Consider the following 26414-nt stretch of genomic DNA (forward strand, 5'->3'; position numbering starts at 1 on the left):
CTAGACGTCGTCCTCACCGATGCGGTGCACGTGGATCAGGTTGGTCGAGCCGACCGTGCCGGGAGGCGCGCCCGCGACGATGACCACGAGATCCCCGCGCTTGTAGCGGCCCAGTTCGAGCAGCGACTTGTCCACTTCGCGGATCATGCCGTCGGTGGACTTCATGTGCGGGACGATGAAGGTCTCGGTGCCCCATGTCATGGCCAGCTGGCTGCGCACCTCGGGCAGGTCGGTGAACGCCAGCAACGGAAGTGGGGTGTGCAGGCGGGCGAGTCGCCGGACGGTGTCTCCGGACTGGGTGAAGGCCACCAGGGCCTTGGCGTCCAGCCGCTCGCCGATGTCACGCGCGGCATAGGAGATCACGCCCCGCTTGGTGCGCGGTACGTGCGTCAGTGGCGGCGCGGCCGTCGAATTCTCCTCGACCGCACACACGATGCGTGACATGGTCTTGACCGCCAGAAGCGGGTACTTGCCGACGGAGGTTTCGCCGGACAACATCAGCGCGTCGGCGCCGTCGAGCACCGCGTTGGCGACGTCGGAAGCCTCGGCCCGGGTGGGCCGGGAATTCTCGATCATCGAGTCGAGCATCTGGGTGGCCACGATGACGGGCTTGGCGTTCTCGCGAGCCATCTGGATGGCCCGCTTTTGCACCAGCGGCACTTCCTCCAGTGGCAGCTCGACGCCGAGGTCACCGCGCGCCACCATCACCGCGTCGAACGCCAGCACGATGGCCTCGAGATTGTCGATGGCTTCGGGCTTCTCCAGCTTGGCGATCACCGGTACCCGCCGCCCGACGCGGTCCATCACTTCGTGGACCAGTTCGACGTCGGAGGGTGAGCGCACGAACGACAGGGCCACCATGTCGACGCCCAACTCGAGCGCGAACGTCAGATCCTGGATGTCCTTTTCGGACAGCGCCGGGGCGGACACGTTCATCCCCGGCAGCGAGATTCCCTTGTTGTTGCTGACCGGTCCGCCCTCGACGACCTTGCACACCACGTCGTCACCCTCGACGCGGTCAACGACGAGTCCGACCTTGCCGTCGTCGACCAGCACCCGGTCACCAGCTGTCGCATCTTGCGCCAGCCGCTTGTAGGTGGTGGAAACCCGGTCATGGCTTCCTTCGCAGTCGGCGACGGTGATGCGCACCGTCTCACCGTCGGCCCAGTAGGTGGGCCCGTCAGCGAAACGTCCGAGCCTGAGTTTGGGGCCTTGCAGGTCGCACAGGATGCCGACGGCCCGGCCGGTGGCGTTGGACGCGCGGCGGACGCGGTTGTAAGCGGCTTCGTGATCCACGTAATCGCCGTGGCTGAAGTTCATTCGGGCGACGTCCATTCCGGCTTCAACCAGTTCACGGACTAAGTCGTCGGTGGGGGTGGCCGGCCCGAGGGTGCAGACGATCTTTCCGCGTCTAGTCACGACGACAAAGCATAGTCGCGCCGGCTGGCATCACGGCGACTGGAAGGTACGGCGCGCGTCGCGGTCATGGGTGCCGAGCGTGAATCTGGTTTCACGTTCGGCGCCGAACGTGAAACCAGCGTCACGTTCGCGGTGGTCGAAACGAAGGGCGCGGTGTGCGCCGATCAGCCGCTCAGGACGGTCGGCATCAGCGGGAAACCGGGCAGATTGCGCACTACCGTCCACGCCGTGGCGGCGACGACCAGCGTGACCACGGTCGGAATCGGCAACCAGGATCGGCCGCTGAACCGGCGCAGCAGAATCCAGGCCGCCAGCAGAGGCAGCAGGACGAGCAGGAACACGTTGTCGTAGACGCTGGCCATCAGGTGACCGTGGAGCAGGTCGTGGGTCATCCGGAGGCCACCGCAGGCCGGACAATTCCAACCGGTGAGAAATTTGAACGGACACTGCGGATAAACCGAATCCGGGTTGTGCGGATCGGCGAGCCCCACGTATGCCAGCGCACCGGCCAACAGGACAGCAGATCCTGCGGCGATGATCTTCGGCGCTGCCGGGGCCCGGTGCTCAGGTTCCATCGCGCAACGGCCGACCCTGAGGGTCGGTGACTTTGTCGGTCAGGATCAGCACTGCGTCGACGATGCCCCATATCCAGGCGCCGAGCCCGCAGGTCACCCAGCCGACCACCAGTTGTGCGATACCCAGCCCCACGTACCCCGCATAGATCCGCCCGATTCCGACAAGACCGAACAGCCCACAGAGCTGCAGCAGGCCCGCGACGGTCTTCGACTTGTCCGAATACGGTTGCCCGGTCACGGGATGCCGGCCGTACGGCGCCGACGGGTCGTATCCGGCCCCGTATTGCGGATACGACGGGTAGGGCGGAGGAAAGGGCGGCGGCGGATATCCCGGGTCCTGCGGCCCAGAGCCCGGCTCGCTCGCGCCGGCCCACGGCTGGTCAGTCACGGTTTCAGCATGCCAGATACCGCGGGCCATCGCTGCGTGCTCACTTCAGCCACCCGGGCAACGACCAATCAGCTGCTCACCCGCCACGATGTTGAAGTCGTTGCAGCGCAATGAATTAGACGTGCGGGCGTCAGGACCGCTGCCGTCTCAGCCGCAATCGCCAGCGCTGCCGGGCTGCGCCGTCGGGTAGCGGAGTCTCCGGCGATGACTCGTCGCCCTCGGATTCGTCCGCGCCTTCCTCGACCGCCTCAGCGGGTGCGGCCTCGGACTCGACGGCGCGGGGCGCGACGACCTCCGGCTCGGTCGAGTCGGGTTCGTCGGACTGTTCCTGGTCGGCAGGCTCGTCGGGCTCTTCGATCTCGTCAGGCTTTTCGGCCTCGGCGGGCTTTTCCGCCTCATCAGGCTCTTCAAGTGCGTTGCCTTCAGCGACTTCAGCCTCAGTCGCCGCGGCCGATTCCTCGGCTTCATCGACGTCCTCGGACGCCGCCGGGCCGGCACCGAGCAATGGGTGGCCACCGGACTTGGCGACGGGCACCTCCCCGGACGGTTCAGCGTCTACCGGCTCTGCTTCAGCCGGTTCAGCCGGCGTTGCCCCCGCGCTTTCGGACTCAGCGTCCGGCTGCTCGGACTCATCGATCACCGCTTCGGCCGCGTCCTGCGGTACGGCTGCAGGCTCGTCCCGCTCGACCTCGTCCGCCTCGGCCCCGACGGCTCCTGCCGCCTCATGACCGGCGGGCTCAGCGTCCGCCGGCTCTTCAGCCTCGGCGGCGTCGGTCTCCCCGACCTCACCCACGGCCTCGGCTTCCTCCGCCACGACAGCGTCAGCATGCTCTGGTGCCTCAGCCTGCGCCTCGGCAACCTCCGACTCCTCGTCGGCCTCGACGCTTTCGGCCTCAACAACCTCGTCGGCGCCCTCCGGCTCGCCCGCTACATCCGCGGCCTCGACAGCCTCATCGGACTCGGCGGTAGCCTCTTCGACGCCCTCTTCGGCGTCCTCATCGATCGCGCCTTCTGCCACCTCAGCCTGCGCCTCGGCAACCTCCGACTCCTCGCCCGCCTCGCCACTTTCCGCCTCGGCCACCTCGGGCTCGTCGGCGCTCCCGGGCTCGCCCGCTACCTCTGGGGCCTCGACAGCCTCATCGGTCTCGGCAAAATCCCCTTCGACGCCCTCGTCGCCGTCCTCGACGACCGCGCCCTCTGCCACCTCGGCCTGCGCCTCGGCGACCGCGCCCTCTGCCACCTCAGCCTCCGCCTCGGCAATCTCCGGCTCCTCGCCACCCTCGGACGTCTCACCGTCGGCAGCCGCTACATCCGGACCATCGGCTCCGCCGACGCCGCCTGCCGCCGCCCCCGCGGCAGATGCCGCACCGACCGCGGCCAATTCCTGGTCGGGCTCTGCGACTTCCTCGGCCTCTGCGACTTCCTCGGCCTCTTCGGCCCCGCGGCCGCGCAGCAACGCCGGATCCTCCCGGCCCTTCGGCGCCAGGATGATGTAGACGACCGCGCCGATGAAGACGAACGTCGACGTGAACGTGTTGATCCGAATCCCGGCGATGTGTGTCGCGGTGTCGTCGCGAAGCAGCTCGACACCGAATCGCCCGACGCAGTACAGCGCGACATACGAGGCGAACAGACGCCCATGCCCAAGGGTGAAACGCCGGTCCAGCATCAGCAGAATGCCGAAAACCAGCAGATTCCACAGCAATTCGTAGAGGAACGTGGGCTGTACGACGAGTGCCACCTGGCCCGTCGACACGCCGTCGAGCGAGTGGACGTCGACATACCCGGCAGGGTCGCGCCGATAGAAGATCTCCAGCCCCCACGGCATCGTTGTTTCGCGCCCGTAGAGCTCCTGATTGAAATAGTTCCCGAGCCGTCCGATGGCCTGCGCCAACACAACTCCCGGAGCCACCGCGTCGACGAAGGCGGGCAACGGAACCCCATGCCGCCGGCAGCCGATCCACGCACCGACGACACCGAGCGCCACCGCACCCCAGATGCCCAGGCCGCCGTCCCAGATCCGAAGCGCCGCAGCCAGACCGGCACCACCGGGGCCCCAATATGTCTGCCAGTCGGTGGCCAGGTGATAGAGACGGCCACCGACCAATCCGAACGGCACCATCCACAGCGCAATGTCGTAGACCACGCCCCGCTGACCGCCGCGGGCCGCCCAGCGCCGGTCCCCGATCAGCAGGGCCACCAATATGCCGGTGATGATGAAGAACGCGTAAGCACGAATGGGCAGCGGCCCCAGATGCCAGACGCCGCGCGGCGGACTGGGTATGTAGGCGAGGTAGCTGATTGTCATGCCGAATCCCTCTGGCGTACGCCGGCGGCGAGCTCCTCGGTGAGCGCCCGCAGGGCGGGCAATCCCTCACCCAGCGCCGAAACCAGGGCCGATCCGACGATCACTCCGTCGGCGTAGCTGCCGATCTGCGCCGCCTGCGCTCCCGACCGCACGCCCAGGCCGACGCCGACCGGTATGTCAGCCACCGCCTTGACCCTTCTGACAAGTTCGGGCGCGGCCGACGAAACCGCATCGCGCGCGCCCGTCACACCCATCGTCGAAGCCGCGTAGACGAATCCGCGCGAGGCTTCGACAGTGGTCACCAACCGTTCCGGCGTCGACGACGGCGCAACCAGGAAGATGCGATCCAATCCGTGCTCGTCCGACGCCGCAATCCACTGCGTCGCCTCGTCGGGAATGAGGTCGGGCGTGATCAGGCCCTTACCTCCCGCCGCGGCGAGATCGCGGGCGAACGCCTCGATCCCGTACCGCAACACCGGATTCCAGTAGGTCATCACCACGGCATGGCCACCGGCGGCGCTGATCGCCTCGACCGCTGCCAGTGTGTCGCGTACCCGGACTCCCCCGCTCAACGCCCGCTCGGTCGCCCGCTGAATAGTGGGGCCGTCCATCCCCGGATCGGAGTACGGCACACCCACTTCGATGATGTCGCAACCGGATTCGACCAGTGCGGTCATCGCCTGCAGCGATGTCGGCACGTCCGGGTAGCCGGTGGGCAGGTAACCGATCAACGCGGCCCGACTTTCGGCGCGGCACGTATCGAACAGCGGGCCCAGCTTGCTGGCCGCACCCTGTTGTAGTGTCACGACTCGTCCATCAGCCCGAACCACTTTGCAGCGGTCTCCACGTCCTTGTCGCCGCGGCCCGAGAGGTTCACCACAATGACCGCGCCCCTTCCCAATTCGGCACCCAATTTGAGGGCGCCGGCCACCGCGTGCGCGGATTCGATCGCCGGGATGATCCCCTCCGTGCGGGACAGCAGTCCGAACGCATCCATCGCCTCGGTGTCGGTGATGGGCTCGTACTGAACGCGGCCCGCCTCCTTGAGCCAGGCGTGTTCGGGACCCACGCCGGGGTAGTCCAAACCTGCTGAGATGGAATGCGATTCGATGGTCTGCCCGTCCGCGTCCTGCAGCAGGTAGGAGAACGAACCCTGGAAAGCGCCGGGCGAGCCGCCAGTGAACGTCGCCGCATGCCGACCGGTCTCGACGCCATCGCCGGCGGCCTCGTAACCCACCAACCGCACACCGGGATCGTCGAGGAAGGCGTGGAAGATACCGATCGCGTTGGAACCGCCACCGACACAGGCGACCACCGCGTCGGGCAACCTGCCCGCCTGCTGCTGGATCTGTACCCGTGCCTCCATGCCGATGATGCGCTGGAAGTCACGCACCATCGTCGGGAAGGGATGCGGTCCGGCGGCCGTGCCGAAGCAGTAGTAGGTGTTGTCGGCGTTGGTGACCCAGTCCCGAAATGCCTCGTTGATGGCGTCTTTCAGGGTTCGCGAACCGGTCTCCACCGAAACGACCTGCGCGCCCAGCAGGCGCATGCGGGCCACGTTCAATGCCTGGCGTGCAGTGTCGACCGCACCCATGTAGATGATGCAGTCCAGGCCCATCAGGGCGCAGGCGGTGGCGGTGGCGACGCCGTGCTGGCCGGCGCCCGTCTCGGCGATGACTCGCGTCTTGCCCATCCGGCGAGCCAGCAACGCCTGACCCAGCACGTTGTTGATCTTGTGAGAACCTGTGTGGTTCAAGTCTTCTCGCTTGAGAAAGATCCGTGCCGACCCGGCGTGCTCGCCCAATCTGGTCGTCTCGTACAGCGGCGACGGACGCCCGGCGTAGTGCGTCTGCAACTTGTCCAGGGTGTCCAGGAAATCCTGGTTGACGCGTTCCTTCTCGTAGGCGACGGTGACTTCCTCGATGACGGCCATCAGCGCCTCAGGCACGTAACGTCCGCCGTACACACCGAAATGACCGCCCGCGTCGGGGTCGTAGTGGGTGCGTTCGACGATGGCGGCGCTGGTGCGCGGAATATCCGGATTCGACAGGTCGGCCATCACAAAGACTCAGAACGTGCGCGGTACATCAACGGCTAGCGAGCCGGTTTCGGACAGGACGGATGGGTTCCGGCGGTGACCAGGTCGGCGACCGCCGCACGGGGGTCTCCGCTCTTCACCAGGCCTTCGCCGACGAGCACGGCGTCGGCGCCCGCGCCGGCGTACGCCAGCAGGTCACCGGTGTGCCGTACACCGGATTCGGCGATCCTGATCACCTTGCTGGGCAGCCCGGGAGCGATCCGCGCGAAGCAGTCGCGGTCGACCTCCAGCGTGGTGAGATCGCGGGCGTTGACCCCGATCACGTTGGCGCCCGCCTTCAATGCCCGGTCGGCTTCCTCTTCGGTGTGAACCTCGACGAGCGCCGTCATGCCGAGCGACTCGGTGCGGTCAAGCATCGAAACCAGCGCCGACTGGTCCAGCGCGGCGACGATGAGCAACAACATGTCGGCGCCGTGCGCACGGGCCTCGTGGATCTGGTAGGGCTGCACCACAAAGTCTTTGCGCAACACCGGAATCGACACCGCGGCACGCACCGCGTCGAGGTCGTCGAGCGAACCGTGAAAACGCCGTTCCTCGGTCAGCACGCTGATGATCCGAGCGCCGCCGTCCTCATAGGCACGGGCCAGCTTCGCCGGGTCCGCGATGGTCGCCAGCGGACCCTTGGACGGGCTGGCGCGCTTGACCTCGGCGATGACGCCGATACCGGGCTCGCGCAGCGCGGCCATCACGTCTCGTGGCGGCGGGGCGGCTGCGGCGGCGGCCTTGATTTCAGAAAGACTCACGCGGGCTTCGCGCGCGGCAACATCGGCCCGGACTCCCTCAAGAATGGAGTCAAGCACGTTGGCCGGACTCATACCTGCGGTTCCTTCCTCCTGTAACCCACTGTGACTCTGGATCACCCCACGCTCGCCAACCGATTTCGACGGCGTGCAAGAAGGGTAGCGACTGTCACGATGGGGTCCGTCACCGCCCCTCGGTGTCCGGGTCGCGCGGCCGATCGGTAAGGTCGCGGCCCTCGTCGAGAGCGTCCCAAATCATGCGTTCGGAGAGCTGCGACTGCCCGTCCCGCTCCTGCGAGGGTTCCTCCGTCGGTGTCCCCTCGATGTCCCGCGCGGCCGATCGACGCGCCCCGGGTGCCAGGTACTTCGTGCTGGTCGACCGGGTGGACCCGGCAACCGACGCCGAGCGCATCAGCAGCGCCGCGGCGATCAGGGTGCACGTCGCGGCCGCCACCGTCGCCACCGCTCCGGTGTACTGGCGGGCACTGCCCACCAGGGTCGCAACAGGAACGTGCGCCAGATCGGCACCGCGCGCCGCAACATCCGGGAGGGCCCACAGGCCGAAGCCGAGATAGCCGATCGCGAAACTCGCAACCGCCAGCAGCGCCGCCAGCGCACGCAGCTGCCAGCCGCGCACCGCCAACGCCGCGACCGCGGCGGCCAGGTTCACGATCGCCAGGGGCAGCAGCGCGGTCGACCAGGAGGCACCCGACAGCGCGATCTCCTTGGGCGGCCCCAACCCGTCGAACGATCGGATGACGACCCAGGTGAACCGAGAGGCCCCCCACAGCGCACCGGCCGCCACCACGAGCAACACCTGGGCGACGCCGATGATCAGCCGGCCACGGCGAGCCGTGTCAGCCACCGGGCATACCGGGCACGGTCAGCGTCTCGGCCGCGGCGATCGCATTGAGCACCGCCCGCGCCTTGTTTCGTGACTCGTTGTACTCGTAGGGCCCGTTGGAGTCGGCCACCACGCCTCCCCCGGCCTGCACGTACGCAATGCCGTCGCGCATCAACGCGGTACGGATGGCGATCGCGAAGTCGGCGTTACCGGCGAAGTCGAGGTAGCCCACCACGCCGCCATACAGGCCGCGGCGGGTCTTCTCGACCTCCTCGATCAGTTCCATCGCCCGCACCTTCGGAGCACCGGACAGGGTCCCGGCCGGAAAACAGGCCGTCACCGCGTCCAGGGCAGTCCTACCCTCCGCCAACACCCCCGTCACGGTGGACACCAGGTGCATCACATGGCTGTAGCGCTCGATGTGGCTGTAGTCCTCCACACGGACGGTGCCCGGCGTGCACACCCGGCCCAGGTCGTTGCGGCCCAGGTCCACCAGCATCAGGTGCTCGGCGAGCTCCTTCTGGTCGGCCAGCAACTCCTTTTCCAGCAGCACGTCTTCTTCTTCGGTCTCGCCGCGCCACCGCGTCCCGGCGATCGGGTGCGTCGTGGCCCGTCCGTCCTGCACCGTGACCAGCGCCTCGGGACTCGACCCGACGATCGAGAAATCCACTGCGCCTTCACTATCGGGAATCTGCAGCAGGTACATGTACGGGCTCGGGTTACTCACCCGCAGCATCCGGTAGACGTCGATCGGGTCGACGTCGGTGTCCATCTCGAAACGCTGCGACGGCACGACCTGAAAGGCTTCACCGGCGGCGATCTGTTCCACCAGATGGTCGACGATGGCGCCGTACTCTTCAACCGTCCGTTGCGAGCGGTACACCGGCTCCGGCTTGCTGAATGTGGAGACCGTCGAGGGCAGCGGCTGCCCTAGTGCCACGGTCATCACGTCGAGTCGCGCGACCGCGTCGTCGTAGGCCCAGTCCACCCGCTCGTCGGTGCCGTTCCAGTTGACCGCATTGGCGATCAGGGTGATGGTGCCCTCGTGGTGGTCCACCGCGGCCACGTCGGTGGCCAGCAGCAACAGCATGTCCGGCAGCCGGAGGTCGTCGACGGCAAGCTCGGGCAGCCGCTCCAGGCGCCGCACCATGTCATAGGCGAAGTAGCCGACCATGCCACCGGACAGCGGCGGCAACCCCGGCCTCGAATCCTGGGGCGCGGCGGTCGCCAGCACCTCCAGGGTGGCGCGCAGCGCCTCCAGCGGGTCGCCGCCGGCCGGAGCGTCCTGGGGCACCGCGCCCAGCCACACTGCCTGGCCGTCTCGCACGCTCAACGCCGTCGGCGCCCCGGCCCCGATAAACGACCAGCGCGACCACGACCGGCCGTTCTCCGCCGATTCGAGCAGAAAAGTCCCGGGACGGCTGGCGGCGAGCTTGCGATACGCCGACAGCGGAGTTTCGCTGTCGGCCAGTACCTTGCGAGTCACCGGAACTACCCGGTGCTCGGCCGCCAGCACGCGGAAATCCTCCCGCGTTGTCGTGGCTGCGAGGTTGGCTTGCACCGGACCATCCAATCAGATTGCGGGGCGGCCGCCCGCGTAGCGTGGCGCCCATGAAAATTGGTGACACCGTGGCCGACTTCGAGCTTCCCGACCAGACGGGCACGCCGCGCAGACTCAGCGAGCTGCTGAGCAACGGGCCCGTGGTGCTGTTCTTCTATCCGGCGGCGATGACGCCGGGCTGCACCAAAGAAGCCTGCCACTTCCGGGATCTGGCTGCCGAATTCGCGGCCGTGGGCGCCAACCGGGTCGGTATCAGCACCGATCCCGTGCAGAAGCAGGCCAAGTTCTCCGATACGCAGAACTTCGACTATCCGCTGCTGTCGGACAACGACGGCACGGTGGCCACTCAATTCGGCGTCAAGCGCGGTCTGCTCGGCAAGCTGATGCCCGTCAAGCGCACCACGTTCGTCATCGACACCGACCGCACGGTTCTCAACGTGATTTCCAGCGAGATCAGCATGGACACTCACGCGGACAAGGCACTGGAGACGCTGCGCGGCCGGTGAGCCGCCGTCCCGCATCCCCGGCGGTCTCGTGGTCCCCTGCCCGCACGGACTCGGGCCGCAGCGACGCGACCCGCACCGCGTCTAGGGGCTGATCGCCAGGAACAACCAGGCGGCCAGCACCACCAGATGCACCTCGCCCTCCAGCCGGGTCGCCCGGCCGGGCACCACCGTCAGCACGCTGACCACCATGGTCAGCGCCAGCAGCACCAGCTGGGTGGGCCCGAGCCCCAGGTGCAGCGGTCCACGGATCCAGAGGGACGCCAGGGCGATCGCCGGGATGGTGAGCCCGATACTGGCCATCGCGGAGCCGTAAGCGAGGTTGAGGCTGATCTGCATGCGGCCCTGCCGTGCCGCACGCCCGGCCGCGAGTGTTTCCGGCAGCAAGACGACGAGAGCGATCACCACACCGACGAACGAGTGCGGAAAACCGGCGGCGGCCACCATCCGCTCGATGATCGGCGATTCCACCTTGGCCAGGCCCACCACCGCCACCAGGGCGACCAGCAGCACTCCGAGGCTCAGCAGCGCCGACTTCGTACTCGGCGGCTCGGCGTGGTGGTTTTCGTCGACCGCCCCCTTCTGCGCCACCGGCAGGAAAAAGTCGCGATGCCGGACGGTCTGGGTGAAGACGAACATCAGATACAGGGCCAGGGAGGCGACGGCCGCGAACGCGAGCTGCCCGGGCGAGAACTCGGGGCCGGGATGACTCGTGGTGAACGTCGGCAGCACCAGGCCCAGCGTCGCCAGAGTGGCGACGGTGGCCAGCGCCGAGCCGCTGCCGTGGGCGTTGAACTGCGTCACGCCGTAGCGGCGGGAGCCGAGCAGCAGCGACAGCCCGACGATCCCGTTCGTGGTGATCATGACCGCGGCGAACACGGTGTCACGGGCAAGGGTCGCCGCCTTGTCACCGCCGGAGGTCATCAGCGTGACGATCAGCGCGACTTCGATGACGGTCACGGCGACGGCCAGCACCAGCGATCCGAACGGCTCCCCGACCCGGTGCGCCACCACCTCGGCGTGATGCACCGCGGCCAGCACGGCACCGCCGAGCAGCACCGCCGCCAGCGCGCCCACCACCGGGCCGATCTCCTGCCCCCAGGTGAACGCCAGCGCGACCAGAGCGATCAGCGGCGCCAGCACGTTCCAGGACATGCGTTTGACCATCGATCGCCCCTTTCCTCATCAGGTCGCCAAAATATTTGCCGCACAGGCAAATTGCGGACCACTTCATCGCGTTCGGCCGGCGAGACGCATGCCGCGAATCAGGTTGCCGTGCAACGCCTGAGCGGCCATACCCGACTCGGCGCTGCCGAAACACGTTCACACGCAACCGATTAGGATTATCCGACCGCCGGCCACCGCTTCAGCGGATCGCAACCGGACCGGTCCCTGTCAGCGAAAACTCCCGGCGCCTCGATTGTACCAGTGCGTTAATTCCGCCTAACTGCGCCTCAGTAACATGCTCCCATGCCGACCAGCGCAGACCGTGACCCCGCGAAGGGCCTACAGGAAGGCGAGCTCTTCGCCGGGTACACCATCGTGCGGCGGCTCGGTGCCGGTGGAATGGGCGAGGTGTACCTGGCGCAGCATCCACGGCTGCCCCGCCGGGATGCCCTGAAGATCCTGCCCGCGGAGTTCACCTCGAACCAGGAGTTCCGGCAGCGGTTCAACCGCGAAGCCGACCTGGCCGGCAGCCTGTACAACGAACACATCGTCGGCATTCACGACCGCGGTGAGTACCAGGGTCAGCTGTGGCTGTCGATGGACTACGTGGAAGGAACCGACGCTGCCAGGTTGCTCCGCGACCGATATCCGTCCGGAATGCCCCTGCCGGATGTCGTGGAGATCGTCTCGGCCGTGGCCGAGGCGCTCGACTACGCGCACTCCCGGGGCTTGCTGCACCGCGACGTCAAACCGGCCAACATCCTGTTGGGCGACACCGCGCCGCGACGGCGGATCCTGCTCGCCGACTTCGGCATCGCGCGTGAACTCGGCGAGATCAGCGGGCTGACCGCGACCAACATGATGATGGGCACCACCGCCTACTGCCCGCCGGAGCAGCTGCAAGGTTCCGACCTCGACGGGCGCTCCGACCAGTACGCGCTGGGGTGCACCGCGTACCAGTTGCTCACGGGCATGGCCCCGTTCCAGAATTCCAATCCCGCCGTGGTGATCAGTCAGCATCTGTCGGCGCCGCCACCACTGCTGAGCGAGCGTCGGCCTGAGCTGGCCTACCTGGATCCCATCGTCACCCGGGTACTCGCGAAGGACCGGTCCGCGCGCTTCGCGTCCTGCTCGGATTTCGCCGCGGCGCTGGCCGCCCCGGCGGGCACGGTCGCCGCCGCAGCCGAAACGGCGGACGCCGCACAGCCGACGGTCGCCGTCGAAGTGCCGACCCAGGCGATCGCGACATCATCGGCCGCCGCTGGCCGCCGTCGGGGCGCGATGATCGCCACGCTGGTGGCCGTTGCGCTGGTGGTGGTGGCCGCGGTTCTCGCGGTGGTCGTGATGCGCGGCCATTCGGGCGGGCAGCCGTCCGCGGGCTCCGCGTCCTCATCGGCCGGCGCGGCGCCGACGAGCGGCAACCCGGCTCCCCCGGCGCTCACACTGGCCGACCAGATCACCGATCAGGCCCACGTACTCGGGCCCGGCGAACGCCTCGTGATCGAGCGCGCCGTCAATAAGCTCTATCAGCAGCAGGGGACTCGGCTCTGGGTGGTCTACGTCAACGATTTCGGTGGCGCGAAATCTGCGAAGTGGGCCGAAAACGTGATCCGCGCCAACGGTTTGAGCGACAGCGACGTCCTGCTGGCCATCACCATCGACAAGCCGTCTTTCGTCTTCCACGTGCCGGCGGCCGTCACCGCGGGTCGGCCCATCGACCTGGAGGCACTCCGCAGAGACCGCATCAAGCCGGACGTCGACCGTCGCGAATGGACCCGCGCCGCGCTGGCCGCCGCCACCGGCTTGGACGTGCCGGCGGGCTAACCCTCGGGTTCGAGCAATACCGCGGCGTCGAAGCAGCTGTGGTCGCCGGTGTGGCAGGCCGCACCGACCTGATCGACCGTCAACAGCACGGTGTCGCCATCGCAGTCCAACCGCACCGAGTGCACGTACTGGGTGTGTCCGGAGGTCGCTCCCTTGATCCACTGCTCGCCGCGCGAGCGCGAAAAGTAGGTCGCTTCCCGGGTTTCCAGGGTCCGGGCCAGCGCGTCGTCGTCCATCCAGGCGACCATCAGCACATCACCGCTGCCACGCTCCTGCACCACCGCGGCGAACAATCCGTCCGCGTTGCGTTTCAACCGTGCGGCGATTGCCGGGTCGAGGGTCATGATGTCGTGATCCGAACCGTGATGTCGTGCGCGGCCATGGCGGATTTGACCTGTCCGATGGTCAGCTCGCGGAAGTGAAACACGCTGGCCGCCAACACCGCATCCGCCCCGGCGTCGACCGCGGGCGCGAAATGTTCTGCCGCCCCCGCCCCGCCGCTGGCAATCACCGGCACGGTGACCGCCGCCCGCACCGCCCGCAGCATGGCCAGATCGAATCCGGCCTTCGTGCCGTCGGCATCCATGGAGTTCAACAGGATCTCGCCCACGCCCAACTCGGCGCCGCGGGCCGCCCACTGCACCGCGTCGATGCCGGTGCCCTGCCGGCCACCGTGGGTGGTGACTTCCCACCCCGATGGCGTCGGTGCCGCGCCCTCGGGCACCGTGCGCGCGTCGACGGACAGCACGATGCACTGCGAGCCGAACTGCCGCGCCATTTCCGCCAGCAGGTCAGGCCGGGCGATGGCGGCGGTGTTGACCGACACCTTGTCGGCTCCGGCACGCAACAAGGTGTCCACGTCGGCCACGGTGCGCACCCCGCCACCGACGGTGAGCGGGATGAACACCTGCTCGGCGGTGCGGCGCACCACATCCAGCATGGTGGCCCGGCCCGAGGAAGATGCGGTCACGTCGAGGAAGGTGAGTTCATCGGCACCCTCGGCGTCATATGCTGCTGCCAGTTCGACGGGATCACCGGCGTCCCGGAGGTTTTCGAAGTTGACACCCTTGACGACGCGGCCCGCGTCGACGTCCAGGCATGGGATCACGCGCACCGCGAGTCCGTCACCGGAGTGATGCTGCATCTCAGTAATCCTCCGGTTGTCCCGTGCTGCGCAGGATTTCAAGTATCTCCGCATGCACCCCGGGCGCGGCTGCGAGCGCCGAGCGGGAGGCCGGGGTCCACTGCTCGCCCGCCAGGTCGGTGACGATGCCGCCCGCGGATCGCACCAGCGCCACTCCTGCGGCATGGTCCCACACATGACTGCCGAAACTTATTGCTCCACCCAGGATTCCGTCAGCGACGTAGGCCAGGTCCAGTCCGGTGGAGCCGTGCATGCGCAGTCGCGAGGACAGCCGGCTGAGGTTCTCCAGCACCGCCACCCGGTAGCGCCCCGGGAACCGGCCCCGCGAGTCCGCGCTGAACGACCCGGCTCCGACCAGTGCGTCAGCCAACTCGGCAGGTGCCAACTTCGGTTGCGGCTCACCGTTCTTCACCAGCGGACCACCGGCCACCGCGGTGTAGCGCTGGCCGGTGAAGGGCAGCCAGGTCAGCCCGGCCACGGGTTCGCCGTCACGCAGCAGCCCAAGCAGAATGCCCGCCATCGGAGACCCGGCGGCGTAGTTGAAGGTCCCGTCCACCGGGTCGAGCACCCACACCCACGGCGAGTCGACGTCGGCACCGCCGAATTCTTCGCCGTGCACCTCGATCCCCGTCTCGGTCACCAGGGCGTCGACGACCTGGCGCTCGATGGCCAGGTCGACCTCGGTGGCGAAGTCGTTGCCCTTCTTGCTGACCGCGGACTCTGCGCGGTGGCCCGCGAGGAACGGCTCAACGGCGTCGTCCAGGATGTCCGATGCTTGTTGGACAAGCACATCCAGATCCATGGCGCTACTCCCGCACCGCGTCCAGCGCCTGCGGCAGCGTGAACCGGCCGGCATAGAGCGCCTTGCCCACGATGGCCCCTTCAATCCCCCGGTCGGTCAGCGTCGCAATGGCGCGCAGGTCGTCCAGGCTGGACACCCCACCGGAGGCGATCACCGGCGCATCGGTGCGTTCAGCGACCCTGGCCAGCAGGTCGAGGTTGGGCCCGCCCAGCGTGCCGTCCTTGGTGACGTCGGTGACGACGTAGCGCGAACAGCCCTCGGAGTTCAGGCGGTCCAGCACCTCCCAGAGGTCGCCGCCGTCAGTTTCCCAGCCACGGCCGCGCAATCGGTGTGCGCCGCCCGAAACTCCCTGCAGAATCTGGACGTCCAGCCCCACGGCGACCTTGTCGCCGTGCTCGGCGATGGCCCGGGCACACCACTCGGGGTTTTCCAGCGCGGCCGTGCCCACGTTGACCCGGGCACACCCGGTGGCCAACGCGGCGGCCAGCGAATCGTCATCGCGGATGCCTCCGGACAGTTCGACCTGCACGTCGAGCTTGCCCACCACCTCGGCCAGCAGTTCACGATTGGACCCGCGCCCGAAGGCGGCGTCCAGATCCACCAGGTGGATCCAGTCGGTGCCGTCGCGCTGCCAGCCCAGCGCGGCGTCCAGCGCCGAGCCGTACTCGGTTTCACTACCCGCCTTGCCCTGTACCAGGCGCACGGCGCGGCCCTCGACGACGTCGACGGCCGGCAACAGAATCAGCGACATGACTACAGCCCTTCAACCCAGTTGTGCAGGATCGCGGCGCCGGCATCACCGCTCTTCTCCGGGTGGAACTGGGTAGCGGACAGCGGACCGTCCTCCACCGCCGCCAGAAACGGCACCTGATGTGTCGCCCACGTCAACATCGCTTCGGGTGAACCTTCCCACCGCTGCGCGGCGTAGGAGTGTACGAAATAAAACCGGGTGTCGGCGCTCATGCCCTTGAACAGCACACTGTCCGGCGGGGCATCGACCACATTCCACCCCATGTGCGGGATGACGGGCGCATCCAGCCGGGTCACCGCTCCCGGCCACTGACCGCACCCCGTGGTTTCGACGCCGAACTCGACGCCGCGCGCGAACAGGATCTGCATGCCCACGCAAACGCCGAGCACCGGCCGTCCGCCGGCAACCCGCTCGGCGATGATCCGCTCGCCGCCGATCTTGCGTAGGCCGGTCATGCACGCCTCGAAGGCACCGACGCCGGGCACCACGAGTCCGTCTGCGGCCAGTGCCTTTTCGGCATCCGCGGTGACGTCGACGTCAGCACCCACCCGCTCCAGCGCACGTTGCGCGGAGCGCAGATTGCCGGAGCCGTAGTCGAGAACAACGACGGATTTGGAAGTCACAGAACACCTTTGGTGGACGGAACGCCGGACACCCGGGGGTCGGGCTCGACAGCCTGACGCAAGGCCCGGGCCACCGCTTTGTACTGCGCCTCGGTGATGTGGTGCGGATCGCGGCCGTACAGGACCCGTACGTGCAGCGCGATGCGGGCGTTGGAGGCCAGCGTCTCGAACACATGCCGGTTGATGACGGTGTGGTAGGGCACCGAATTGCCGGCGATAGTGGTGTGCTGCAGGTGATCCGGCTCCCCGGTGTGCACGCAGTAGGGCCGCCCGGAGACGTCGACGGCAGCATGCGCCAGCGTCTCGTCCATCGGGATGAACGCGTCGCCGAACCGGCGGATGCCCTTCTTGTCGCCCAGAGCCTGTCCGAGAGCGGTGCCCAGCACGATCGCGGTGTCTTCGATGGTGTGATGCGCTTCGATCTCCACGTCGCCCTTGGTGCGCACCATCAGGTCGAAGCTGGCGTGCGAGCCCAGGGCGGTGAGCATGTGGTCGTAGAACGGGACGCCGGTGTCGACGTCCACCTCGCCGGTGCCGTCGAGGTCGAGTTCGACGACGATGTCGGATTCACGGGTGCGACGTTCGATGCGCGCACGCCGGTTTGCGGTTGTCACGGTGCTCCTAAGAATTGTTCACGATCCGCGGCACCCGATGTGGCCGCGCCGGCTAGATCGGTGGTGGCGATCTGGGCGCTCACCTTCAGAAACGCGTCGTTCTCGTCGGCCATTCCGATGGTGGTGCGCAGATATCCGGGAATGCCGACGTCGCGGATCAGGACGCCGGCCTCCAGGTAATGCTGCCAGGCAGCCGGCGCGTCGGCGAATTCGCCGAACAGGACGAAGTTAGCGTCACTGGGGATAACCCGGAACCCCATGTGGGTCAATGCCGTTGACACCCGCTCCCGCTCGGCGATCAGGGTGGCGACGCTGGCCAGGGTGTCGTCGGCGTGCCGTAGCGCAGCCCGCGCTGCCGCCTGGGTGACCGACGACAGGTGGTACGGCAGCCGGACCAGCAGCATCGCGTCGACCAGGGCGGGAGTCGCGACCAGGTAGCCCAGTCGGCCGCCGGCGAAGGCGAACGCCTTGCTCATGGTGCGGGTGACGACGAGCTTGGTCGGATATTCCTCGACCAGGGTGATGGCGCTGGGCTGCGAGGAGAACTCTCCGTAGGCTTCGTCGACGATCACGATGCCCGGCGCCACGTCGAGCAGCCTGCGCAGGTCGGCCAGCGAAATACTCTGTCCCGAGGGGTTGTTCGGGCTGGCGATGAACACCACGTCAGGCTGGCGGTCCACCACGGCGGCGACGGCCCGGTCGACGTCGAGGCTGAAGTCGTCCGCGCGGGCGGCTTCGAGCCACTGGGTACGGGTGCTGTCGGAGATGATCGGGTGCATCGAATACGACGGGACGAAACCGATGGCACTGCGTCCCGGCCCGCCGAATGCCTGCAGCAACTGCTGCAGAATCTCATTGGAACCGTTTGCGGCCCAGACGCTTTCGACGGCCACCGGCGTGCCGGTCTGGGCGCTGAGGTAAGCGGCCAGATCGGTGCGCAGCGCCACGGCGTCGCGGTCGGGGTAACGATGCAGATCGGCGGCGGCCTCCCTTACCGAGCGCACCACATCGTCGATCAGCGCCTGAGTGGGCGGGTGCGGGTTCTCGTTGGTATTGAGCCGCACGGGAACATCCAATTGCGGTGCGCCGTAAGGGGACTTGCCCCGCAGATCGTCGCGCAGCGGCAGGTCGTCAAGGGTGGGTCGAGTCACCGCTCGAACCTCCGGCGTACCGCCTCGCCGTGCGACGGCAGGTCTTCGGCCTTGGCCAGCGTGACGACGTGGCCGGAGACGTCTTTGAGCGCGGCCTCGGTGTAGTCGACGACGTGGATTCCCCGCAGGAAGGTCTGCACCGACAGGCCACTCGAGTGGCGGGCGCTGCCCGCGGTGGGCAGCACGTGGTTGGACCCGGCGCAGTAGTCGCCGAGGCTCACCGGTGCGTACGGTCCGACGAAAATGGCTCCGGCCGAACGGATCCGGGCCGCGACCTGTGCCGCGTCGGCGGTCTGGATCTCCAAGTGCTCGGCGGCATAGGCGTTGACCACCTTGACCGCGGCATCGAGGTCGTCGGTCAGGATGATCTTGGACTGCGGGCCGGACAGCGCAGTGGTCACGCGCTCGCGGTGCACGGTGGTCTGCAGCTGGGCGGTGAGTTCGGTGTCGGTGGCGTCGGCCAGCTCGGGGCTGGGGGTGACCAGGACGCTGGCCGCCATCTCGTCGTGTTCGGCCTGGCTGATCAGGTCGGCGGCCACGTGCGCGGGGTCGGCGGTGTGGTCGGCGAGGATGGCGATCTCGGTAGGGCCGGCTTCGGCGTCGATACCGACCTGGGAGCGGCACAGCCGCTTGGCGGCGGTGACGTAGATGTTGCCGGGTCCGGTGATCATGTCGACCGGGACGAGCTCGCCCCCGCCGGTGTCGGTGCCTCCGTAGGCCAGCAACGCCACCGCCTGTGCCCCACCAACCGCCCAGACCTCCTCGACACCCAGCAGCTTGGCCGCGGCCAGGATGGTCGGGTGCGGCAGCCCCCCGAAGGCCGCCTGGGGCGGGCTGGCGACCACCAGCGAGTCGACACCGGCCTCCTGGGCCGGCACCACATTCATCACCACACTGGACGGGTACACGGCATTGCCGCCCGGCACGTACAGGCCGACCCGTTCGACAGGGACCCAGCGTTCGGTGACGGTGGCACCCGGGCCGAGCGTGGTCGTCGTGTCGGCACGGCGCTGATCGGCGTGGACGGCGCGGGTCCGTTCGATCATCACCTGCAGCGCTTCCCGCACGTCGTCATCGAGGCCGGCCACTGCCGCTTCGAGCGCGCTGTCGGGCACCCGCACGGCCGCCGGCCGCACACCGTCGAACTCTTCGCCGTAATTCAGCGCCGCCACCGCCCCGCGCTCGGCCACCGCCTCGACGATCGGCCGCACCCTGGGCAGCACCGCTTCCACGTCGACGCCGCCACGTGGCAGCTCAGCCCGCAACCGCGCAGCGGTCAACTCCACGCCCCGCAAATCGATACGGGACAGTGGCGAAGGCGATGGGGTCACGTCGACCATTGTCCCAGAGCAGCTCAAGTCGATATTCGACCGGTACAGTGCGCGGGTAAATGCGCGGGTAAAGAAGGAGCCAGCCATGTCTGCAAGGGATCGACACCCCAACAACGCCCCCGGCGTCCCGATGATCTTCCCGGTGTGGTTCGAGAACATCCAGGTCAAGTACCTCAACCCGCTGATCAAGCCGATCGCCCGGTTCCTGCCCGGTACCGCAACCATCGAACACCGCGGCCGCAAGTCCGGTAAGGCCTACAAGACGGTCGTGACCACCTACCGCAAGGGCAATGTGCTGGCGATCGCATTGGGCCACGGCAAGACGGACTGGGTGAAGAACGTGCTGGCTGCCGGCCAGGCCGATGTGCACTATGCCCGCCAGACCGTGCACCTCACCAACACGCGCATCCTGCCTGCGGGCACCGACGGCCCAGAGGCCGAAGGTCTGCCCAAGATGGCGCGGGCGCAGTTGCGCCGGATGGCCGTTTTCGTCGGCGACATCGCCTGAATCACGGCGTCGAGTGTGCGCCTACCGCCCTCGGCGTGCGTCTACCGAGGCGAAATGGCTGTTTCACCGCCGTAGTCGCACACTTGATCAGCTCCTGACGAAGACGGTCTTGCCCGTCATCTCGGCCCACCCCGCCGGTGCGTCCTCCCACGGCACCACACGGTCGACGGCCGGCGACAGGTCGCAGCCGTCAGCCAGCATCCCCAGTACCTGCGGGATGGCGGCGCGGGCGTTGACCCGGCCGGTGACGAACCGCACGCCACGGGTGTAAAGCGGCAACAGCGCCAGCTCGACGGTCGGTTGGTAGTAGATGCCGGTGTCGGTGCACACGCCGTCGGGCCAGGTCGCGCGCAGTGTGGCAGCCAGCAGCGCCGGGTCGGCCGAGGTGTTCACCGTCACGGGGTACGGATCCCATTGCTTAGCGGGCTTCACCCGGTCGTGCACCGCGGCGCCCAGTTTCTCGGCGGCCGACAAACGGTGCGGGTCGGTGTCGACGTAGTCGACGTGGGCTCCCAGGGCCGCGGCGAACGCCGCCGCATACAACCCGATCGAGGCCCGGCCGACCACCAGAACCCGGCGATCCCCCGCATCGACAGCGCTGAGTTCTTCCGCGAACGGCGCCACCGTTCGCGACCCGTCGGGGATGTTGTCCGACAGGGACGCGATGGCCACGGGATCCACCCCGTCCGGCACCGGGATAAGCATGGCGTCGGCGTAGGGCACCAGCACCAGATCCGACATGAAACCACCGCCATCCAGACCCGCGATGGGTCCCATCCCGTACATCGCCAGCAGCGGCAGCGAGGCGCACGACCCGGTGACGCCACGACGACACTCGCGACAGGTTCCGCAGTTGATCTGAAACGGCACCACCACCCGGTCGCCCACCCGCACGCCGGACACCTCATCGCCGACCGCCACCACCTCGGCCAGCCCCTCATGCCCGACGGCATATCCCGGCGGCAGGGGCAACCGGCCCGCACAGACCGCCACGTCCAGGTCGCAGCACGCCACCGCCAATGGCCGGACCAGGGCCTGACCGGGGGCCGAAATTTGCAGGTCCGCGGCGTCGCGCCACTCGTAGCGACCCGGATCGACATGCATCAGTTGCCTCATTGCAACATTCTTGAGTGATTACTCAAGTAAAGTCAAGACCATGCCGAGACCCGACCGCAGCCGCGCCGCGCTCGTCGACACCGCCGCCACCCTGTTCCGGCGCCAGGGCTACGCGGCGACCGGCCTGAGCCAGATCCTCGAAGAGGCGGGCGTCAAACCAGGGTCGCTGTATCACCACTTCCCGCAGGGCAAGCAGCAGCTCGCCGCGGCGGCCGTCGACACCACCGGCTCGGCCATCGAACAGCTGCTGCGCCAGCTGCTGTCCACCGACAGACCGGTCAGCGACATCGTCGACCGCTGGATCGACGTGCTGGCAGCCGGACTGGCCGGCGACCCCCGCGACGGCTGTCCCGTGGAACCACTGGCCACCGAGGCCGTGCACGGCAGTCCCGCGATACGCGACGCGGCCGCCCGTGCCTTTGCGGGATGGTGCGCGGCGATCACCGACCGGCTGCGCCGGGACGGCTGGCCGGCGGCCCGCGCCGAGCAGGCCGGGTTTGCGGTGATCTCGCTGATCGAGGGAGCGCTGATCCTGTCGCGCACCAGCGGAGACACGACCGCCCTCAACGCCGCGAAGGCCGCGGCACGGCTGCTGCTGACGGTTTAACGTATTGGCGTGACCGACACCGTTGGCGAATTCCTCCGGGTCATCGACCTGGCCGGAGTCTTCGGCAACGCCATCCTTGGCGGGATCGTGGCGCGCGAGATGCATCTGGATCCCATCGGATTCGCCGCGCTGGCCACGCTGTCGGGCCTGGGCGGCGGACTGATCCGCGATACGTTGCTGCAGCACGGTCCGCCGGTCGCACTGACCGACTACCTTTATGCGCTGGCTGTCATCGCGGGAGCGATCGTCGCGTTCCTGACGCCGGTGCACGACCGCGCGTGGGCGCTGGTGTTCCCGGTGGTCGACGCGCTGGCCCTGGGGTGCTGGGCAGCGGCCGGCGCCCAGAAGACCCTGCACGTCGGCCTGGGCTGGCTGCCGGCGGTTCTGCTCGGCACCATCACCGCGGTCGGTGGCGGCGCCCTGCGTGACCTGGCCGTGCGACGGACGCCGCAGATTTTCGGGGGCAATACCCTGTACGCCACGTGCGCGGCGGCCGCCAGTGTCGTGGCGGTGGCCTTCGACTACGTAGGCCGGGCGTCGGCGGGCATGGTGATCGCCACTTTGGTCGGCGCCGGCTTCGTCCTGCTGGCCCGCTGGCGTGGCTGGCAGCTCTGGACGGGACTGGACTGGGATTACGACATCCAGCGGTCACCGGGCAGGCTGCTCCCGCGGATCGCGGTCCGGGTCAACCGCCGGCCGGCGCCCCCACCCACGCCCTGATCAGGGGCCGATGCGCGTCGGAACAGACGCGCTGAGAAGCCCGGCGGTCGGGGTCCGGGGTCTCACATGTCCAGGCCGACGTCCAGCACCCGCACCGAGTGGGTCAGTGCGCCTACGGCGAGGTAGTCCACCCCGGTCCCGGCATAGGTTTTCGCGGTGTCCAGGCTGAGCCCTCCGGAGGATTCCAGCAGCACATCGGGCGCGTGAGCGTCGCGGCGCTGCACCGCGATCTGGGTCTGCCACACCGGAAAGTTGTCCAGCAGAATCAACTCGGGCTGCTCCGGCAGCACTTCATCCAGCTGCTCGAGGGAGTCGACTTCGACCTCGCAGGACAACTCCGGCGCGGCGGCACGCACCGCACGCAGCGCCGCCAACACCGATCCCGCGGCCGCGACGTGGTTGTCCTTGATCAGCGCCGCGTCACCCAGGCCCAGGCGGTGGTTCACGCCGCCACCCACGCGCACCGCGTACTTCTGCAGTGCCCGCAGTCCGGGCAACGTCTTGCGGGTGTCGCGGATCTTGGCCTTGGTGCCCTCCACGGCATCCACCCACGCAGCGGTCGCCGTGGCGATGCCGGACAAGTGGCACACCAGGTTGAGCATGGTCCGCTCGGCCGTCAACAGGCCGCGTGTCTCGGCCCGCACGGTCAGCAGCGGCTCACCCGGCACTACCCGCGCGCCATCATCTACCCGGTGCAGCACCTGGTAACCGTCACTGCCGATCACCTCGTCGAGCGCCAGCAGCGCCACGTCCACTCCGGCGATCACGCCGGGCTCGCGCGGCACCATCGACGCCGTGGCGACGGCGCTCGCCGACACCGTTGCCAGGGTCGTGGCATCCGGCCCGTAGCGCAGGTCCTCGTCCAGGCCACGGCGAATAGTCGCTATCGCATCGGCCCGCTCGGCGGCATCCAGTTTCATCAGCCCACCGCCGCCAGGGTCTCCACCTGAACGGAGCTGCGGTCGGGGCCGAGCCGTACCAGCGCGCTGCGTCCCTGGTCAGTGGCGGCAGCCGGGGACTCGGCGCGGTGATGGCAACCCCTGCTCTCGGTGCGCGCCAGCGCAGCGGCCGTCACCGTGCGCGCGGCCAGCGTCAACGCCGCATCCTCGGCATCCTGCCGGCACGTCACGGTGCGCGTCGCGGCCGCGTTCAGCATGTCGGCCAACCGGTTCAGGCCCTCGGCGTCGCGTACCACCGAGGCGTCGCGGCTCATCGCGTGCTGCAGGTCGCTGCGCCGCAGCGAGGTGCGCGTGATCGGCTCGGCCGGCTGTGCGCACGGACGACCGGACGCCACCGCGTGGGCGGCTGCCCCCTGCCCGGCACGGCCACCGACAACCAGGCCTTCCAGCAGGCTGTTGGAGGCCAGCCGATTGGCGCCGTGCATTCCGGTGCGGGCCACCTCACCCGCCGCGTAGAGACCCGGCAGCTCCGTTTGGCCGTACACGTCGGTGACGATGCCGCCACAGCTGTAATGCGCTCCAGGGACGATCGGGATGGGCTGGCGGACCGGGTCGATGCCGGCTGCCCGGCACGCGGCCGTCACGGTCGGGAAGCGCGAGGCGAACTCGGCGATGCCGCGCGCGTCGAGGTAGGCGCACGGGTCGCCGGTGGCTTTCAGCCGCGCGTCGATGGCGGCCGCAACCACATCGCGCGGGGCCAGGTCGCCCATCGGGTGCACACCGGCGGTGATCGAATTGCCTTGACTGTCAAGCAGTATCGCGCCCTCGCCGCGGATGGCCTCGGTGATCAGCGGACGCCGCCCCTGCGCACCGGGAATGAAGAGCATGGTCGGGTGGAACTGGATGAACTCCAGATCGCTGACCGCCAGGCCCGCCCACAGGGCCAGAGCGATGCCGTCGCCGGTGGATCCGTTCGGGTTGGTGGTCGCGCTGTAGAGATGTCCCAGACCGCCGGTGGCCAGGATCACCGAGGGTGCGCTGATGATGCCGGTACCGTCAGGACGGGCCACCGACAGGCCGGTCACGCCCGCATCGTCGTGCAGGATCTGCAGCGCGACATGGCCGCTGCGGATGTCCAGGGTCCGGGCGGCATGGTCGAGCGTCCGCTGCACCTCGGCTCCGGTGGCATCGCCACCGGCGTGCACCACCCGCCGACGGGAGTGGCCGCCTTCGCGGGTCACATCCCAGGTGCCGGGCACGGCTTCGTCGAATCGTGCTCCGTCCCCGACCAATTCGGTGACGGCGCGGTAGCCGTCGGCGACAATCGAGTACACCGCGTCCGGGTCGCACAGTCCCGCACCCGCCGTCAGCGTGTCACTGACGTGGGCATCGACGGAATCGTCGTTGTCGGGCAGCACGACGGCGATGCCGCCCTGGGCGTAGTGGGTCGCGGTAACCCCACGTGTCTGCGGCGCCTTGTTCAGGACCACGACCCGGGCTCCCGCGCGGTGGGCGGCCAGTGCGGCGGCCAGGCCTGCCACGCCCATCCCCACGACGACGACATCGGCGCTGTCACGCCACACCGGCCGGGTGCTCATTCGCCACCGCCGGGCTGACCGATCGCGATCATCCGCTGCACACTGCGCCGGCCCGCCGCGGCGACATCCGGATCGACGTGGACTTCGTCGGCGCCTTCCACCAGGCAGCGCAGCAGCGCCGCCGGGGTGATCATCTTCATGTACTTGCACGACGCGCGGTCGTTGACCGCCTGGAAGTCGACACCTGGTGCCGCCCTGCGCAATTGGTGCAGCATGCCGACCTCGGTGGCGACCAGTACCTTCTGTGCGCGGGTCTGGTGCGCGGCGTCGAGCATGCCGCCGGTGGACAGGATCTTGACCCGGTCGGCCGGGAAGGCTCCCTCGCCCGCCAGGTACAAAGCCGAAGTGGCGCAACCACATTCGGGATGCACGTACAGTTCGGCGTCAGGGTTGGCACGCGCCCGTTCGGCGAGCTCGTCGCCGTTGATGCCGGCGTGCACGTGGCATTCACCGGCCCACACGTGCAGGTTCTTGCGGCCGGTCACCCGCCGCACATGCGCGCCCAGGAACTGGTCCGGGCAGAACAGCACCTCACGGTCGGGGTCGATGGAGGCGACGACGTCGACGGCGTTCGAGGACGTGCAGCAGATGTCGGTGAGCGCCTTGACCTCGGCCGTGGTGTTGACGTAGGAGACGACCACGGCGTCGGGGTGCTCGGCCTTCCAGGCGCGCAGGTCGTCCGGCGTGATCGAGTCGGCCAGGGAGCATCCGGCCCGCTGATCCGGGATCAGCACGGTCTTGTCCGGGCTGAGGATCTTCGCCGTCTCGGCCATGAAGTGCACGCCACAGAACACGATGGTGTCCTCGGGCGCCTCGGCGGCGATCCGCGACAGCGCCAGCGAATCCCCTACGTGGTCGGCGACGTCTTGGATCGCGGGCAGCTGATAGTTGTGCGCCAGCACGGTGGCGCCGCGCAACCGTGCCAGCCGGCGGATCTCGGCAGCCCACTGCGCGTCGCCGTCGACCCCGGCATAGCCGGTGGGCGTGCTGATGATGCGGGCCGCGAGCTCATCACAGATGGCGCCGACCCCCAGCGCCCGGCTGCGCCGTGCTTGCGATCGCCGCTCCGCGAGCGTGTCCATGCGATTCAAAATCGTCATGGCGGCTCCTTTCGCACTCAGGA

Annotated in this window: 27 protein-coding genes; 5 read left to right on the forward strand and 22 right to left on the reverse strand. The window is 68.4% G+C overall.

Annotated elements, in window-relative coordinates; translation table 11 throughout:
• The 9 genes from pyk to QXK92_RS06315 all read right to left on the reverse strand — a co-directional run bounded on the left by pyk (window position 1) and on the right by QXK92_RS06315 (window position 9933).
• Window positions 1-1419 (reverse strand): pyruvate kinase, encoded by a 1419-nt coding sequence (gene pyk, locus QXK92_RS06275; RefSeq protein WP_306240799.1) that lies wholly within the window; start codon window positions 1417-1419, stop codon window positions 1-3.
• A 164-nt stretch (window positions 1420-1583) separates the two neighbouring features.
• Window positions 1584-1994: a DUF2752 domain-containing protein gene (locus QXK92_RS06280; protein ID WP_306240800.1), complete on the reverse strand. Its 411-nt coding sequence runs from the start codon at window positions 1992-1994 to the stop codon at window positions 1584-1586.
• Complete coding sequence (locus QXK92_RS06285) at window positions 1984-2412, reverse strand: NINE protein (protein WP_306240801.1); 429 nt, start codon at window positions 2410-2412, stop codon at window positions 1984-1986. Before QXK92_RS06285 ends, QXK92_RS06280 begins: the two co-directional genes overlap by 11 nt.
• Window positions 2413-2512: 100 nt before the next feature.
• On the reverse strand, window positions 2513-4690 hold the full coding sequence (locus QXK92_RS06290) for a prolipoprotein diacylglyceryl transferase (protein WP_306240802.1): 2178 nt from the start codon (window positions 4688-4690) through the stop codon (window positions 2513-2515).
• Window positions 4687-5496, reverse strand: a complete 810-nt coding sequence (trpA, locus tag QXK92_RS06295) for a tryptophan synthase subunit alpha (RefSeq protein ID WP_306240803.1) — start codon at window positions 5494-5496, stop codon at window positions 4687-4689. The genes QXK92_RS06290 and trpA overlap by 4 nt, the downstream gene beginning before the upstream one ends.
• Window positions 5493-6749 carry a tryptophan synthase subunit beta gene (trpB, locus tag QXK92_RS06300; protein WP_306240804.1) on the reverse strand — a complete coding sequence of 419 codons (1257 nt, stop codon included), beginning with the start codon at window positions 6747-6749 and terminating at the stop codon, window positions 5493-5495. The genes trpA and trpB overlap by 4 nt, the downstream gene beginning before the upstream one ends.
• A 35-nt stretch (window positions 6750-6784) precedes the next feature.
• Complete coding sequence (gene trpC / locus QXK92_RS06305; RefSeq protein ID WP_306240805.1) at window positions 6785-7603, reverse strand: indole-3-glycerol phosphate synthase TrpC; 819 nt, start codon at window positions 7601-7603, stop codon at window positions 6785-6787.
• Window positions 7604-7712: 109 nt separating this feature from the next.
• Window positions 7713-8363, reverse strand: a complete 651-nt coding sequence (locus QXK92_RS06310; protein WP_306244233.1) for a TIGR02234 family membrane protein — start codon at window positions 8361-8363, stop codon at window positions 7713-7715.
• 22 nt (window positions 8364-8385) lie between these two features.
• Complete coding sequence (locus tag QXK92_RS06315) at window positions 8386-9933, reverse strand: anthranilate synthase component I (RefSeq protein ID WP_306240806.1); 1548 nt, start codon at window positions 9931-9933, stop codon at window positions 8386-8388.
• Between the two features lie 50 nt (window positions 9934-9983).
• On the opposite strand from QXK92_RS06315, the gene QXK92_RS06320 reads away from it, so the two are divergent.
• Window positions 9984-10439 (forward strand): peroxiredoxin, encoded by a 456-nt coding sequence (locus tag QXK92_RS06320; protein WP_306240807.1) that lies wholly within the window; start codon window positions 9984-9986, stop codon window positions 10437-10439.
• Between the two features lie 81 nt (window positions 10440-10520).
• Here the strand turns inward: QXK92_RS06320 and QXK92_RS06325 are convergent, their stop codons facing one another.
• The gene (locus tag QXK92_RS06325) at window positions 10521-11603 is read right to left on the reverse strand and encodes a calcium:proton antiporter (RefSeq protein ID WP_306240808.1); all 1083 of its coding nucleotides are present in this window, start codon (window positions 11601-11603) and stop codon (window positions 10521-10523) included.
• Between the two features lie 303 nt (window positions 11604-11906).
• On the opposite strand from QXK92_RS06325, the gene QXK92_RS06330 reads away from it, so the two are divergent.
• Window positions 11907-13427 (forward strand): serine/threonine-protein kinase, encoded by a 1521-nt coding sequence (locus QXK92_RS06330; RefSeq protein WP_306240809.1) that lies wholly within the window; start codon window positions 11907-11909, stop codon window positions 13425-13427.
• Here QXK92_RS06330 and hisI read toward each other — a convergent pair.
• Genes hisI through hisD form a run of 8 tightly spaced genes read right to left on the reverse strand, consistent with a single transcriptional unit; the run spans window position 13424 to window position 19852 of the window.
• Complete coding sequence (hisI, locus tag QXK92_RS06335) at window positions 13424-13771, reverse strand: phosphoribosyl-AMP cyclohydrolase (RefSeq protein WP_306240810.1); 348 nt, start codon at window positions 13769-13771, stop codon at window positions 13424-13426. The two genes, QXK92_RS06330 and hisI, sit on opposite strands and share 4 nt — an antisense overlap.
• Window positions 13768-14571, reverse strand: a complete 804-nt coding sequence (gene hisF / locus QXK92_RS06340) for an imidazole glycerol phosphate synthase subunit HisF (protein WP_306240811.1) — start codon at window positions 14569-14571, stop codon at window positions 13768-13770. Before hisF ends, hisI begins: the two co-directional genes overlap by 4 nt.
• A 1-nt stretch (window position 14572) precedes the next feature.
• Window positions 14573-15373 (reverse strand): inositol monophosphatase, encoded by an 801-nt coding sequence (locus QXK92_RS06345; protein WP_306240812.1) that lies wholly within the window; start codon window positions 15371-15373, stop codon window positions 14573-14575.
• A gap of 4 nt (window positions 15374-15377) precedes the next feature.
• Complete coding sequence (priA, locus tag QXK92_RS06350; RefSeq protein ID WP_306240813.1) at window positions 15378-16124, reverse strand: bifunctional 1-(5-phosphoribosyl)-5-((5-phosphoribosylamino)methylideneamino)imidazole-4-carboxamide isomerase/phosphoribosylanthranilate isomerase PriA; 747 nt, start codon at window positions 16122-16124, stop codon at window positions 15378-15380.
• A 2-nt stretch (window positions 16125-16126) separates the two neighbouring features.
• Complete coding sequence (gene hisH, locus QXK92_RS06355; protein ID WP_306240814.1) at window positions 16127-16747, reverse strand: imidazole glycerol phosphate synthase subunit HisH; 621 nt, start codon at window positions 16745-16747, stop codon at window positions 16127-16129.
• On the reverse strand, window positions 16744-17376 hold the full coding sequence (gene hisB / locus QXK92_RS06360; RefSeq protein WP_306244235.1) for an imidazoleglycerol-phosphate dehydratase HisB: 633 nt from the start codon (window positions 17374-17376) through the stop codon (window positions 16744-16746). Before hisB ends, hisH begins: the two co-directional genes overlap by 4 nt.
• The gene (locus QXK92_RS06365; protein ID WP_306240815.1) at window positions 17358-18512 is read right to left on the reverse strand and encodes a histidinol-phosphate transaminase; all 1155 of its coding nucleotides are present in this window, start codon (window positions 18510-18512) and stop codon (window positions 17358-17360) included. The genes hisB and QXK92_RS06365 overlap by 19 nt, the downstream gene beginning before the upstream one ends.
• Complete coding sequence (gene hisD, locus QXK92_RS06370; RefSeq protein WP_306240816.1) at window positions 18509-19852, reverse strand: histidinol dehydrogenase; 1344 nt, start codon at window positions 19850-19852, stop codon at window positions 18509-18511. Before hisD ends, QXK92_RS06365 begins: the two co-directional genes overlap by 4 nt.
• A 76-nt stretch (window positions 19853-19928) precedes the next feature.
• Between hisD and QXK92_RS06375 the strand changes: the two genes are divergently transcribed.
• Window positions 19929-20351 carry a nitroreductase family deazaflavin-dependent oxidoreductase gene (locus tag QXK92_RS06375; protein WP_306240817.1) on the forward strand — a complete coding sequence of 141 codons (423 nt, stop codon included), beginning with the start codon at window positions 19929-19931 and terminating at the stop codon, window positions 20349-20351.
• A gap of 87 nt (window positions 20352-20438) precedes the next feature.
• On the opposite strand, the gene QXK92_RS06380 is transcribed toward QXK92_RS06375, so the two are convergent.
• Window positions 20439-21467 (reverse strand): alcohol dehydrogenase catalytic domain-containing protein, encoded by a 1029-nt coding sequence (locus tag QXK92_RS06380; RefSeq protein WP_306240818.1) that lies wholly within the window; start codon window positions 21465-21467, stop codon window positions 20439-20441.
• 40 nt (window positions 21468-21507) lie between these two features.
• On the opposite strand from QXK92_RS06380, the gene QXK92_RS06385 reads away from it, so the two are divergent.
• Entirely contained in the window at window positions 21508-22074 is a 567-nt protein-coding gene (locus tag QXK92_RS06385; protein WP_306240819.1) for a TetR/AcrR family transcriptional regulator, read from the forward strand.
• Window positions 22075-22083: 9 nt separating this feature from the next.
• Complete coding sequence (locus QXK92_RS06390; protein WP_306240820.1) at window positions 22084-22794, forward strand: trimeric intracellular cation channel family protein; 711 nt, start codon at window positions 22084-22086, stop codon at window positions 22792-22794.
• Window positions 22795-22856: 62 nt separating this feature from the next.
• Here the strand turns inward: QXK92_RS06390 and nadC are convergent, their stop codons facing one another.
• Genes nadC through nadA form a run of 3 tightly spaced genes read right to left on the reverse strand, consistent with a single transcriptional unit; the run spans window position 22857 to window position 26391 of the window.
• Window positions 22857-23714, reverse strand: a complete 858-nt coding sequence (gene nadC / locus QXK92_RS06395; protein WP_306240822.1) for a carboxylating nicotinate-nucleotide diphosphorylase — start codon at window positions 23712-23714, stop codon at window positions 22857-22859.
• Window positions 23714-25291, reverse strand: a complete 1578-nt coding sequence (locus tag QXK92_RS06400; protein WP_306240824.1) for an L-aspartate oxidase — start codon at window positions 25289-25291, stop codon at window positions 23714-23716. Before QXK92_RS06400 ends, nadC begins: the two co-directional genes overlap by 1 nt.
• Complete coding sequence (nadA, locus tag QXK92_RS06405) at window positions 25288-26391, reverse strand: quinolinate synthase NadA (RefSeq protein ID WP_306240825.1); 1104 nt, start codon at window positions 26389-26391, stop codon at window positions 25288-25290. The genes QXK92_RS06400 and nadA overlap by 4 nt, the downstream gene beginning before the upstream one ends.
• Window positions 26392-26414: the final 23 nt, after the last annotated feature.

The sequence above is a fragment of the Mycobacterium sp. TY815 genome (genome assembly GCF_030755135.1).
Taxonomy (GTDB): domain Bacteria; phylum Actinomycetota; class Actinomycetes; order Mycobacteriales; family Mycobacteriaceae; genus Mycobacterium.